The following is a 13,359-nucleotide window of genomic DNA, read 5'->3' on the forward strand; positions in this document are numbered from 1 at the left end:
CCTCACCGTCAGTTATTGACCTAGTCTTTCCCATTCCTAGACTCAGCATAATACGAAGAGGGGAAGGGGAATAATTCATTATAGGTCTTTTCCCATTCTTCTAAGGGGTCTTTGTGGCCTTTGGAAACGATTTCAAGAAAGGAACCATATTGTTGGGCTCGAGCACCATCAATGATCTGTGTGAGCCCATATTCTTTGCGAAAATTATATTCTGCAAACGCTGCCGAGGCACATTGAAGAGGAAAGAACCAGTCTCGCTCCTGATTGGTATGATAATCCTTTAAATACAGCCGTATTTCATTGAATATTTTGCAGTATTGATTGGCCCTCAACCATTTACCCCACACCAACTTATTGGCCTCATCTTTGGTAGGGCTCGTTTTTTGATTCCAGTCTAATTCACCAGTGTCTATGCGTTTCTGGGCAAATTCAGGCAGGAAGTGTTTCAATTGGCCAGAAATACCATTGAAACCGGCCAGCTTATGGCCAGGCTCAATCATAAATATTTCACAATCCACCTGGTGCAACATGGACTCAAGCAACCCTTCGCGGTTGGCCAATACTCTATCGGGAGCCTGCCATAGGGTTTCTGTCACATTGTAAATTTCCTGAAGGATCTTCTCCTTCGATGCTTCAGAAAGGTTTTGAATGGATTCATGAGGTGAGGCATGAATGTCTTTTTGTAAATAAGTCAGAACAATCTCATATAGGGGATTGGTGGATATTCTTTTTCTGCGATTGAACATACCTCCTAGTTTTTTTAACAACCCCATACAAGACCTCCACGAGTAAGGAGTAGGTTTCCCATACCCGGAGATTCATGAAGATAAGGAATCGACATGAAATCTTTTCCAATCTCTGCTAATGCTCTCACGAATTTACTTGCTGCCTGTTCTTCGAAAATTGGTTTCTGGCAGAGTGGGATTGAGCAAAAAATTGGCTTTCTATGTCACCGAGGCAATCCAATTTCGAGGGAGTAGTAGGGGCCTTACCAGCTATTTATTTTAATATAGCCAGGATTTGTCTAAATGGCCAGAGAATGAATGTAGCCGAATAATGGAAGCAGGGAGGCCTAATCTAGGTTTCTTTTGGGAAATTGGTGATATGGTGTCCAGCGATTCCACTACGTGAACGAACTGAAAAACTCTCTCTAACTTCTTCAACAAGATTCATTCATCAGTTTTTTGATCTTCCTGCGCCAAAGACTATTCTATCCCTTCCGGTTTTTCTCCTGTCTTTCAGGGGGGTTGGAATAGCCTCATTTGTGGTGAGGTAGATCAGGGAGAAACGGAGGACGTACGAACCAGGAGTGTGGGCAGGAGATCGTTCACCTCACATGTCAATCGGATGGCGCCGTGATGAAAGTTACCCGGGATCTTAGCTGCAATGGTGTGATACCAAGGCGATGGTGCCGCTAAGGGGCACAGAGTATGGAGCAGAGTGCGGAATTATAGACCTTCCGGAAATCGGGACGCTCACGATCGAGAATTCGGCTCAAACGCGAACTGGCACTGGTTACTTGTGAGCTTTCTTATTAGAAAATACCCCAATAGAGGGGTGTTGGATTTACGGCACACTTGCCCGTCAAGCCTCAGTCAACTTGACATTCCCAAAGCTGTATTCTATTGATCTACTTTTTATTTTCTTTCCATGGACGTGCGTAGGGGAAGGGAGCAAGGAATCTGGAGATATAAGTTCAGATCGTTTTTGTTGACGGGCATTGTTGTAACACGGCGGCTCGAAAATCCGGGACTTCTCACAAAGGGAATAATGCTTTGCATGGCCTTGGGAAAGGAGAACGTGTATGAAAAATCCCAGACAAGCAGTATTACACAATGTGCAGTTATTGTTCCTGCTGATTTTTTTTGTTGCGGGTTCGTCGTCAGCCGGTTTCGAATTTGAAAACCGTCATCATAATAGGGACCGACATCATGATCGGGATCGACATCATAATGGCGAGGGCGACAAAACCACTCAGCCAAAATTTGCCAATCCTCCCCAGGAGTCGAGCATTGGCGGAATACTCGATACAGAGCTGGTTGTTAACCGACATGAAAAAGTTGTGGCAGGCCGAAACGTTCTGCTGCGATCTTATAATGGGCTGTATATTCCCCAGACGTTAAGAGTCAATCCCGGCGATACTCTCTATCTACGCCTGATTAACAAATTGTCCGACGATCTTCTGGAACATACCAATCTCCATACCCATGGATGGAATGTTTCCCCACAACCCGGCAGTGATGACATTTTCATGCAAGTCCCGGCTGACGGGCAATTCAATTACAGCATATCCGTTCCGGACAACCATCCTCAGGGATTGTATTGGTATCACCCGCATGGACATTTGCCCCAACTTAACCCCGATGCGCCAACGAGGGGGAACACTGAATTCCAAATCATGAGTGGAATGTCGGGAGGACTTATTGTAGACGGCATTCTGGACCCTTTCCCGGAATTAAAGGGAATCCAGGAACAAATCCTTCTTCTTAAGGACATCCAGATTACCGATGAAGGCACCATTCCACTGCAAATAGATAGTAATGCCGGTACTACACGCATGGTGAATGGTCTCGTTAACCCGCGGATGAAAATTCGTCCCGGCGAGTTGCAGTTCTGGAGGGTCGGAAATATTGGCCCCGACATTTATTACAAATTGACGCTAGACCGGCATGAATTTTTTCAAATTGCCAGGGATGGTAATCGTCAGAACAGAATATGGCGCCGTGAAGAGATCTTATTGCCGCCGAGTTCCCGTGTCGAGTTTTTCGTTAGAGGAGAAAAACCTGGAATTTATACCTTGCGTACCCAAGCGCTGACCACCGGGCCTGCCGGCGACCAATATCCGGAGGCGACGCTGGCCACATTGGTTTCATCAGGACATCCCGATCATACCATGAGAATTCCCAGAAACTTGCCTCCTGTAGAAGATTTCAGGGACGCTCAGCCCATACCACCAGGCAAGCGAAGATCCTTCGTCTTTTCCGAAGACAACGACGGCAACTCGTTTTTTGTGAACGAGAAACAATTCAATATCAACCGGGTGGACTTTACCGTTCCAGTTGGATTTATCGAAGAGTGGACGATACAAAATGTGACAAAGGAATTTCATGTCTTTCATATTCACCAAACTGATTTCCAAGTAGTGGAAATAAACGGAGTACAACAAGAGTTCATCGGCCATCAGGATACCGTGAATATTCCATTTCAAACAGGAGATGTTCCCGGAGAAGTCAAGGTGCTCATTGATTTCCGGGATCCTATTATCGTCGGCAAATTTGTTGCGCATTGTCATATTGGTGCCCATGAGGACAATGGCATGATGGCAGTCGTCGAAGTGATCAATAATTAACCATCACCGTTCAGTCCCACAATAGCTCTAATTCGAAGGTAACGACTCAATCGGTGGATAGTTCTGTTGGTTCGGATGGGAGGGTCTATATACACAGTGGCCTAGAGGCCGAAACGCGATTCAGATGCCCTGCCCCACTATCGGATATTTGGATGATCCCACGGCTTTTTGGGAACTATTGCATGACGGTTGGCTTCATACGGGAGATCTCGGATACATCGAAGAGCAAAGTTATGTCTGGTTTGTCGGTCGGAAAAAACTGATTATTGTCCGGCGGGGGATCCAATATTGCTCCAATGGAGGTCGAGAATCTGATCGATGAACATCCTCTTGTTCATCCTTCCGTATTGGTCGGTGTTCCTGATAAACAGATGGCCAAGTGCCGGTGGCATGGGTAATGTCCCGTTCACCTTCGGAAGTCCCATCCGAACGCAATCTGGAGGAATATGTCTCAACCCGGTTAGCGAATTAGAAGAATCCAGTCCGTTACTTTTTCCTCAATAAATTTCCGCTCACGAGCACTGGAGAATTAGGAATTCGAGACACAGGGAACAAATAAGTGAGAAGGGAGCGTTGAGTTTATAAGATACCTTCCAGAGAAACAGCGAGTTCGAGGTTTTTGACCATACTGGAAGTCCCATCATCCGAGACAAAACCTGTTTTCATAATTATTTTAACGGTAGTCTCCAAACCCCGCCGACTTGCGCAAATCGTTGCTTGAAAATTATCAACTGGCAGAGCCAAATATCACTTTGGGTTTACTTAATATAGGGCATCTCTAAAAACTCCTGACAGGCCCTAAAAGGGAGATCCTAAAACTACGGGTTTTTTGAGGTGCCCTATAGGGTTAATTTCCTTATAACGACAACATTTGGTCTCACTCACCAAATCCTTTCCATATCGTTCTCGACAGGCTGTTTCTTTGCACACGAATCTATTTCCCCACCCCGTGAAGTATGAGCGGAGATTGGCGAGGGTAAGATTTTGAATTCCGCGCGAATGGCAGGGTGGTCGCTGAGAAGATCTTCGTACTTTTCATTAGGAGCTTGTCTGCCTCGGTTAACAGGATGCCGGAAACGCTGATCTTCCGATCCAGAGTCGATTAACTCAATCCTTGCCCCTTGACCTCCTCGAAAGAAAATGTAGTCAACTCGATTTTTCCAATATCCATTGGGTTCTGGACGTGCATTGCTGTCATTGAGAGCCAACTTATCAAGGAGATCGCGTTTTAAAATTCGGTAGTCTTCTCCTGAGGCCTCGGTTCCCTCATGGTCATATTGTGAGTTGAAATCACCCCCGAGAATGAAGGCCCGATCTTTCGATAATTTTTTGATACAGTCTGCAATAAAATCAAGCTGATCTTTTCTGACGGATCGGTCTTTCTCATCTCTTCCGGCATCAAGGTGAGTATTGTACACATCAAATTCTGCGCCATTCGGGAGACGAACCGGCACTCGAAGAAGCCCCTTGGTCGACCAGCAATCATTTTTTCTACTAAACCATCCCTCACAATCTGGAAGCGGTACCTGTGCGACTCCCCCTTCCACAGCTTTATAGTAGGGTGAAGCTATCGTCAGCCCAGAGCCATAGGGAACACGGAAAGGAATACCGGGACTATTAAATAACTGAAAACCAACATTGACGATTTTAATGGGAAGGGTTACGAGCCATAGTGGGGCCAAAGCGATACGTGGCCCGTTCCCCTGTTCTATGAGCTCATAAGTAAATTCATCGACAATTTGCCGGTGAAATTCAAAATCCTCTTGTAATAATATGAAATCATAATCCATGAGCAACCAGGCCATCAGGCCACTTCGGGTATCATCATTTCTCACATCTACCCCGACATACATGGAATTCAGGATCGGAGAAATTCCGTGAACATTGTACGATAGGAACCGAACGGTACAGGGCACAGGTGTCGATAGTTCCGATTGGGCGGGAGAACATTCTTCTCTTGGTGTAAAACCTTCTGCCATTGAAAACTCATGCCCGAATACCATCCATATAATGCCAAGTAAAAAGAGCCCTTTCATCAAGAATTTTGGTATGGCCATCTTTGACAACTCCTTTTTATGCCAGAACTCTTATCCATAACTACTAGGTCCTTAGACGAACTAGAGACTAGAGCCCCAACGATGTAACCACTCCTACTGTACCTTCCTCAGCTCAAAAATCAAGTGCCCTTCACATGCATTCACATTATTCTAAGGCTGTCCCTGGTGAATTGCTGATCATGCTGCTCTTGGAGTCCGAAATAATCTCTAAAAATATAATTGCCACCAAAAATGAAAGAAGTCTACGGAGTGCGGTGGGCCTTTTCCATTTGGGTGGCAGCGATTCACACCGGAAGAAATACATGCCCCACAGGCTATCCTTTGTGTGGCCGAGGCAAGTCAGACACGAGGGGCATCGGTTTGATCGGGGTGATAGTGAGAGGCGAGGATTCGTCGCAGGACATTTTTATCGAGAGGAATGACCAAGGTTGTGGATATCTGTACGGCAGGTTTCCGGAAAGGGGGGAGCAGGAAGGACTGGTACATCAGTAAGAGGTTCTCGGCCATCCAGAAATTTATGCCGCCATGCCTAAGAAATTTGTATGTGTGAGACAAAAAATGGTCGTATGGTAAAAACCCATGTGGATGCGCCGGAATAATATTTTAGCAACCTACCCAGTCTTCCCCGAGTACGAATCGATGAGGTGCCCAAGGCTTCCTGGGTCGGCTGCGGAATCAGGAATTCATTGCCTCTTCCCTGATGATCGCCTTTCTGATGATAATGGGTGTCATAGTCTTTGAGGGCATGTTGAATGAAGTCTTTCCCAAACAGGATGAGCTCTGACAGGACTTCCTCATTTACAGACCTCACCCAGGGTTCGGCTTGGGCATTCAGATTCGGTCTGCTTTCGGGAGTTTTCTGAAGAGGGAGATCCCACCCGCCTTTGTGGTCTCCTGAAAGGTGGGGCAAAATAGATATCACGGTCCTGGGTCCGATGCTGACCGGGGGGAGTCAGGAGGCCCCACTCTACCATGGTCGAATTGCAGCCCATCTGTTTCATCCATAGCCCATTGGGAAGTGGAGTCCTTCCAGCAATCACCGATGCGCTACCTGGAAAAAACAAGATGTAATAGATCACCAACCCATGCATCGTCCAGATTTCAGCGGGAAAAATCGGTCCCGACGAGGAGGTTTTGATGGATACGAAATTAGGCCATGTTCAGAATTTCTCTATGCTTCAGTTACGAACCATCGTGTTGAGCCTTACCCTCTTGGGGCTTTCTTTTTTTGGTTGCGGGATGTACTACAAAATGGAAGGCGTAGCAACCCTTGCCGGCGTTGAGAAAGATTTGGACATGTGGCTGGGGAAAAGCAAGGAAGAACAAATCCAAGAAATGGGTGATCCGGTGATGTGCATGTTGTGGGATGAACATGGAGAATTCTGCCATTGGATGGATGCAGAAGATTCCACTGATGGTTCTTTCCGCCCAAAACGTATTTTCTATTATGACAATAACAGCGTTGTGTGTGGATGGACGTATACAGGACAGTGGGCAGATCAAACCAAAAATTTGTGCAAAAGGTAAGGGTACAGTCTAAAAACAGGCAGCGGCACACTATTGAAGGCGAGTTGGCCTCCTGAAACAATCTTGGTAATCATTCCCTCGCGAGTAATGAGTGGAGTATGGTCAAGTAAAGCGAATTTCCCGAAAAAATGAGGAACACACAGATTCAAAATTTGTTAATTGACCTACATTTGATTACTGACCCCAGGCAGAAATTCAGTTCAAGGTGACTATGTCTTCAAAACCCTCACAGCGGCACGCTTTGTCAGAAACAGTTTGCGATTTGCCTTGCCCAGGCGGAGGGGAAAAAGGATGGCAGCGAAAGAGCCCGCCCGCTACAACTCAATAGGGTGAATATGGTTGCAGAGGTCCCCAACGCAGTCGATCATATGTCCGCAGTCGGTTCATTTGGTTCAATTCATGCTGTCGAGCCTCCTGCTGATATCGTGCGTCCTTTTGCCGATGTTGTTCTCGCTGTCGTTGGAACCACGCATCGAAGTCTTGAAATGATTTTGGGGAAGAGAGGGCAGAAGGTTGGTCATCATAGAAGGACCTTGGAGGATTCGGATGAAGTTGAGAGGCTGGTTGCCAGGTATCCTCCCCCAATTGGGCCCAGGCACTGCCTGTTAGACCGAGGAAGCATCCAAAGAATATTATTGCTCGCATGCGGTTGTCCTCCTGTGCATGGGTGGATAGGGGGTACTCAGAATGGCCTATCATCGGGACCATGGGGAAGGGTGGCAAGGTCTGTCAAAAAAAGGCAATTCATCAAATAGGTCATGAAGGAAAAGTTTCTAGTAATTTCGCCCGTTGGTGGTATCACTACGATTCGTTGCACGGGTTCTCCCGTTTGGCACTATCCGCCTGGACATCATCTGGCATGGTCGCTCATGGCTACGCGACTCTAGATGTTTTCTTATCAAGCCCTAGTTCCGAAAGCGTGGCAGTGAGGTGCTCTCTAGGAATCAGCCTTGTCCCCGTGCCTTTCCCCTCTGCAGGGTGAACAGCACGAGAAGCGTACGAAAATGAAATCTCCATCAAGTCCACTGACGGACACCCCACCGGGAAAATATGGTTGGCCCTGGACGAACAGCGACCCTTATCCAATCCATTTAATCGGAAACAGACCGTGGCCTAAAATAAGCGTAATCACTCCCAACTATAACTTTGGTGAATTTCTTGAAGAAACCATTCGCTCCGTCTTACTGCAGGGATACCCCAACCTTGAGTACATCATCATTGATGGTGGAAGTACCGACCGTTCGCTAGAAATCATTAAGAAGTACGAGCCTTGGCTTGCCTATTGGGTGAGCCAGCCAGACCATGGGCAAAGCGCAGCGATCAACTATGGTTTCCGGAGGGCATCTGGCGAAATCATGGGGTGGCTGAATTCTGATGATTATTATCAACCCCATACCCTCTTTCGGGTCGCCCTCGAGGTCAATCTGGAGAAAAAGAGATACATAGTGATGGGAGAGGTATATGAAGTCGATGCCTGCAGAACAATCATCCGAAGATGGGAATCAAGGGTACCAATCTTGTATTCGCTTCTTTTTCAACATCGTTTGTGCCTCCTACGCGGGGTGGCCGTCATGCCCTGCCAACCGTCTGTCTTCTGGCACCGCAAGGTCTTTGAGTCCCTGGGACTGTTACGAGAAGATCTTAAATATGCCATGGACTATGATTATTGGTTGAAGGCACTCAGGAGTAATTATAAATTTCACTATATCGCTGCTGTTCTCTCCAATTACCGTTTCCATGCTGGCTCTAAGTCCAACCAAGGGTGGCAGAGCTTTTACCGAGAATGGCGAAGTGTCGCCAAAGAGAACATTTCTACGCTGACTCCGCGACAAAAGATTTCCGCCGAACTCTATTGGTGGTTTCTACTATTCCCCTTTTCGATCCTTACTTTGCCCTACAGGGTCTATTCGTATGTGGTTCTGGGTATCAAGAGGGGCTAAAAGATTGCCGACACGGCCGCTCAAGGAACCCAGTCCTGGACACCCGCGAAAAGAAAGAACTCACGGATTCCTCAGCGCCTCCTTCGGAAAGGTTTCAGGAAATGGTGTAAGGCATGAGTATTGACTCCATGGTGGACAAAGGAGGTGGGGTGGAATGGACTTAGCGGAAAATGAAAGCTGATCTTGAGTCGTTAATTCTTTTTTGTGAGCCTAATCCATTCCTCAATTAGGCTAATTGGTACATATCACCCCGATCGGGTGATGACCAGGTAGGTGTCATTGGCCGTTTTTATACACAATACATCTATGTCGACTTTCACCAAATGCTTCGGCGGACAGCCTTCGTCTTAGAAAATAAAGTTTTCGATCCGAGAATAAGCCTTAGATAGTGTTTCAGTGACCTGCCAGTCGAAGCTATAGGGCGTTTGTAAGTTGCTCCGGTCCTCCCATGAAGTGGAAGTTTCACCTTCAGAACCCCAGTTCAAATCCCACCTTTTGTATTTGCCGTGTTGAAGAATTTTTGTGCTCCACTTTGATTAAGTGGGCTTCTGATGTGCTGGCGGAGAGGGTGGGATTTGAACCCACGGTCCCTTGTGAGGACAACGGTTTTCGAGACCGTCCGAATCGGCCACTCTCGCACCTCTCCGTGTTCGTTTATGTTATGCGGTGAGAACTTGTTGATGACTCCGTAGGTGCTGAAAAAAATTCTGTAAGATCGCTCGACAATCATCTGCCAGGATATCTGAGTCTACCTTCACCCGGTGATTAAACCTGGTCTCTGCTGTGAGATTGCAGATTGACCCACAGGCGCCGGCCTTCGGATCCCATGTGCCAAACACGACACGGGCAATTCTGGCCTGAATGATGGCACCCGCACACATGGAGCAGGGTTCCAATGTGACATAGAGGGTAGTGTCTGTAAGACGCCAAGACCCCAGTGCCAGGGAGGCGGACCGAATGGCCATAAGTTCGGCATGAGCCGTCGGATCTTGTGTGCCTTCCCGTTGATTGAAACCCGTCGCGAGGATTTTTTCATTCTGGACCAGCACCGCTCCAACCGGGACTTCTTCCGCACGAAAGGCTTGATGCGCTAAGTCCAAGGCCATGCGCATAAATTGAATATCCGTGGTTGGATCCAATACGTCCATGGTAATTTCAAAAAGTGAAGTCGACTGATGATTGTTTGAGTGAAAGTTTTAGTTCCGAAAGGAAAGAAAAAAGGTTAACATAGCCACTACGTGATGTATAGCCAACCCACCTGGAAATTCTGGTGAACTCTCCTTCCAGTATCATGCGTCAGAGGCTCGTTCCTTTAGAAAAGGTGCAGGCCATGTGGCAGCGTCTTGCCCACGACTTTTTTGAGAACCGGTTACCTCGGATTTCCATTGAGTGGAGCACACGATTAACCGCATCGGCCGGGTTGTTTGTGAGTCAAATTGGCCCTAGAAGCTGGTGGGCCTCACGTGAATATCGACAGGGTGCGGCTCGAGTGATTAGGTTGTCCGCCCCCTTGCTTCGCGATCAACCTGAAGAGGAGCTGAAGCGAACATTGGCGCATGAAATGATTCATCAATGGCAGTTTGATATTCGGAAGCATCGCCCGTCCCATGGCGCAGAATTCCGAGAGATGATGCACCGGATGAATGCGGCGGGACTCGGGGTGACCGTCCGCCATCAGTTGAATGTGGCTGTTCAACGACATCATCGCTATGCCTGGCAATGTCTCCAATGCGGAATGGCCTATCATCGACAACGGCGAACGATTATTCCGGCTCGACATATTTGTAGCCGATGTCGGGGAAGACTTATAGAAGTTGAGTTACCCCCCACTCAAAAACCCCATGAGGAATCGATGGACGAAAGAGGAGGGAATCGCGGAGCACGTCAGGATGAGGAGAAATCGGCTGGGCGGATGTTCTGTGTGAGTGGAAAGAGGGATGCCGAAGCCTTATCGACGAAAGGCGTCTTTCCCCCGGATGACCTCCGCGAGGAGTTTATCGGCGAGTTTGGCGGCCCGGCGATGGCGCCACCAACGAATGGTTATCGCATAAATCACAATGGTTCCTAGGACGAGGAAGAGGCCTGTTGTGATGTTGTCCATAGGAGGAGTGTAGAAGAATAAATTTCCAGATGGCAAGGTGGGGGTACGCCCTGAGAACGGGGGGCGGTATCTGAAGGGACCCCCCTTTACCTGGGCGTACATAATTACATGAAAGTATTATAAAATTTAGCATGTTTCCTTGAATGACATAATCATTAAACGGGATGGTACGTTCTCCATATGGACATCCTGATTCTATTGGCATCCTTGGTCGTCATTTTATTAGGAGCGGAGGCGTTCACTAACAGTTTAGAACATTTTGGAGAGCGTCTCGGGATTTCGGAAGGTGTCACCGGTTCGGTGTTTGCGGCAGTGGGAACGGCATTGCCGGAAACGATGGTGCCAATTTTTGCCATCTTGTTGTCATCAGGTTCTGAAACGTTACGGCACGAAGTGGGGGTGGGGGCCATTCTCGGGGCGCCCCTGATGCTGGCCACGTTAGCCTTCTTTCTGATGGGTTTTTTTGCCGCACGGAAAAGAGGGTGGCATGGCACGTTAAATCCTGAGCCAACAGGATTCGCCAGTGATCTGCTCTGGTTTAATTGGGCGTTTTGTTTGGGAGTGATTGCCGTATTTGTTCCCCAGGAGTGGGGTTGGGTGCGGTCAGTCATTGCGGGGGCGCTGGTTATCCTGTATGTGGTGTATTTGTATCAAACCATTCGATCTTCAGCCAATTTAGTGGATGATGGACATGGGACGGAAGCGGATCATCCGCTTTATTTGACCAAAGTGGGCCTTCCCGATAATTTATTGGTGATCTTGTTCCAAGTGGGATGCGGGCTGGGCCTCATTGTGCTAGGGGCGAAAGGCTTTGTGCATGGAATTGAACATCTTGCCCCAAAATGGGGAGTTTCGGCCTTAACCCTGTCTCTCCTCATTATTCCAATTGCGACAGAATTGCCGGAAAAAGTGAACAGCATTATTTGGATCAGGCGGGATCGGGATACTTTGGCTGTCGGGAATATCACCGGGGCTATGGTCTTTCAGGGGAGTTTGTTGCCGGCCTTGGGAATTATGCTGACAGCCTGGGTGCCGCAACATGAAATTCTGATGGGAATGGCGATGACGTTGGTGGCGGCCTCCTTTTTAACCTGGGTCGTGCGGCGTGGTGGGTTGAAGCCCATTCACCTGGTTGTTAACGGACTGTGTTATGTGGTGTTTGTTGGCTCTGTGCTCTTCTGGTAGGTCCTGTTCTTTTGGTTATTCAGGAGTCATGAATCGTAAAAAAAAGAGAGTAACGATGTCCCTTCCGACAGTTGTTGTCACGCGACGTCTCCCACGACATGCCTTGGACGTGTTACGGGCGCAAGCGGATCTTATTGGCTGGGAGCAGGATTGCCCCGTAGATCGGAAATGGTTATTGAAGCATCTTCCTGAGGCGGACGGCCTGTATTGCTTGTTGACGGACCGGGTTGATCGGGAGGTGCTTCAGGTTGGGAAACGGCTTCGGGTGATAAGCACTATGGCTGTCGGATATGATCATATTGACGTGGCAGGATGTACAGCCCGTGGTATCCCGGTTGGGCACACGCCTGGTATTTTAACCGAAACCACTGCGGACCTGGCCTTCGCGCTGCTCCTCTCTGCAGCCAGGCGGATTGTAGAAGGAGCCGAGTATGTACGAAAGGGACAATGGACAACCTGGAGCCCGGATCTCTTGCTGGGACAGGATGTGCATGGTGCAACGTTAGGTATTGTGGGGTTTGGCAGGATCGGGGAGGCGATGGCCAGGCGGGCTCAAGGATTTCGGATGAACGTGCTCGCGGTAAGGTCACCCCAATCTTCTGCCTCATCCAGGTCCGGCACGCATCACTTTGCCACAGCGATTTTGCCACGGGAAGGCTCTTCTGCAGGGAATAATGAGGGGGAGTCGGTGAGTGCGTCATTCCAGAGGGTTGATCTGCATGATGCATTAGCTCAGTCGGATTTTGTGAGTCTGCATGTCCCCCTGACTCCTCACACGCATCATTTGATTGGGGAGAATGAGTTTCGCGCCATGAAGCCATCAAGTATTTTGATCAATACGGCTCGTGGGGCGGTGGTTGATCCTGAGGCCCTCTACCACGCTCTAGTGCATGGCCATATTGGCGGTGCGGCCTTAGATGTGACTGATCCGGAGCCCATTCCTATGTCAGAACCGCTTCTCACGCTTCCTAACTGTCTGGTTATCCCGCACTTGGGGAGTGCTTCTGTGGCGACAAGGACCAGAATGGCTTGCATTGCCGCTGAGAATATCGTTGCCGGGTTACGTGGAGATGCGCTTCCACATTGTGTCAACCCTGAAGTCTACCGCGTGTAACGCCATTCCAAAACCTGGGATTGTAAGAATACACAAGGAAATTGATGGAGGATTGTTTATGCTGGGAAGGGAGTTCGATGAAAGGC

Annotated in this window: 12 protein-coding genes and 1 tRNA gene; 7 read left to right on the plus strand and 6 right to left on the minus strand. The window is 48.3% G+C overall.

Annotation, left to right across the window (positions count from 1 at the left end):
* Positions 1-20 precede the first annotated feature (20 nt).
* Complete coding sequence (locus PJI16_13665; protein ID MDT3778609.1) at positions 21-773, minus strand: hypothetical protein; 753 nt, start codon at positions 771-773, stop codon at positions 21-23.
* 1,031 nt (positions 774-1,804) lie between these two features.
* Between PJI16_13665 and PJI16_13670 the strand changes: the two genes are divergently transcribed.
* Positions 1,805-3,349, plus strand: coding sequence for a multicopper oxidase family protein (locus PJI16_13670; GenBank protein MDT3778610.1), 1,545 nt, complete (start codon positions 1,805-1,807; stop codon positions 3,347-3,349).
* A gap of 124 nt (positions 3,350-3,473) precedes the next feature.
* A complete protein-coding gene (locus PJI16_13675) occupies positions 3,474-3,671 on the plus strand; it encodes an AMP-binding protein (GenBank protein MDT3778611.1) in 198 nt (65 codons plus the stop codon).
* A gap of 559 nt (positions 3,672-4,230) precedes the next feature.
* Here PJI16_13675 and PJI16_13680 read toward each other — a convergent pair.
* Both PJI16_13680 and PJI16_13685 read right to left on the minus strand, forming a co-directional pair.
* On the minus strand, positions 4,231-5,406 hold the full coding sequence (locus PJI16_13680; protein ID MDT3778612.1) for an endonuclease/exonuclease/phosphatase family protein: 1,176 nt from the start codon (positions 5,404-5,406) through the stop codon (positions 4,231-4,233).
* 529 nt (positions 5,407-5,935) lie between these two features.
* Complete coding sequence (locus tag PJI16_13685; protein MDT3778613.1) at positions 5,936-6,328, minus strand: hypothetical protein; 393 nt, start codon at positions 6,326-6,328, stop codon at positions 5,936-5,938.
* A gap of 215 nt (positions 6,329-6,543) precedes the next feature.
* Here PJI16_13685 and PJI16_13690 point away from each other — a divergent pair, with 215 nt between their 5' ends.
* Positions 6,544-6,933 carry a hypothetical protein gene (locus PJI16_13690; protein MDT3778614.1) on the plus strand — a complete coding sequence of 130 codons (390 nt, stop codon included), beginning with the start codon at positions 6,544-6,546 and terminating at the stop codon, positions 6,931-6,933.
* Between the two features lie 321 nt (positions 6,934-7,254).
* Here the strand turns inward: PJI16_13690 and PJI16_13695 are convergent, their stop codons facing one another.
* Complete coding sequence (locus tag PJI16_13695; GenBank protein MDT3778615.1) at positions 7,255-7,578, minus strand: hypothetical protein; 324 nt, start codon at positions 7,576-7,578, stop codon at positions 7,255-7,257.
* A gap of 359 nt (positions 7,579-7,937) precedes the next feature.
* On the opposite strand from PJI16_13695, the gene PJI16_13700 reads away from it, so the two are divergent.
* Positions 7,938-8,873: a glycosyltransferase family 2 protein gene (locus tag PJI16_13700; GenBank protein MDT3778616.1), complete on the plus strand. Its 936-nt coding sequence runs from the start codon at positions 7,938-7,940 to the stop codon at positions 8,871-8,873.
* Positions 8,874-9,430: 557 nt separating this feature from the next.
* Here PJI16_13700 and PJI16_13705 read toward each other — a convergent pair.
* Both PJI16_13705 and tadA read right to left on the minus strand, forming a co-directional pair.
* Positions 9,431-9,519: transfer RNA gene (locus PJI16_13705), tRNA-Ser, on the minus strand.
* Positions 9,520-9,532: 13 nt separating this feature from the next.
* Entirely contained in the window at positions 9,533-10,021 is a 489-nt protein-coding gene (tadA, locus tag PJI16_13710) for a tRNA adenosine(34) deaminase TadA (GenBank protein MDT3778617.1), read from the minus strand.
* Between the two features lie 182 nt (positions 10,022-10,203).
* Between tadA and PJI16_13715 the strand changes: the two genes are divergently transcribed.
* From PJI16_13715 to PJI16_13725, 3 genes are all read left to right on the plus strand, one after another.
* On the plus strand, positions 10,204-10,941 hold the full coding sequence (locus PJI16_13715) for a SprT-like domain-containing protein (GenBank protein MDT3778618.1): 738 nt from the start codon (positions 10,204-10,206) through the stop codon (positions 10,939-10,941).
* Positions 10,942-11,154: 213 nt separating this feature from the next.
* Positions 11,155-12,159 (plus strand): sodium:calcium antiporter, encoded by a 1,005-nt coding sequence (locus tag PJI16_13720; protein MDT3778619.1) that lies wholly within the window; start codon positions 11,155-11,157, stop codon positions 12,157-12,159.
* 55 nt (positions 12,160-12,214) lie between these two features.
* Positions 12,215-13,273 (plus strand): D-glycerate dehydrogenase, encoded by a 1,059-nt coding sequence (locus PJI16_13725; GenBank protein MDT3778620.1) that lies wholly within the window; start codon positions 12,215-12,217, stop codon positions 13,271-13,273.
* The last annotated feature ends 86 nt before the right edge of the window (positions 13,274-13,359 follow it).

Source organism: Nitrospira sp. MA-1 (assembly GCA_032139905.1).
Lineage (GTDB): Bacteria > Nitrospirota > Nitrospiria > Nitrospirales > UBA8639 > Nitrospira_E.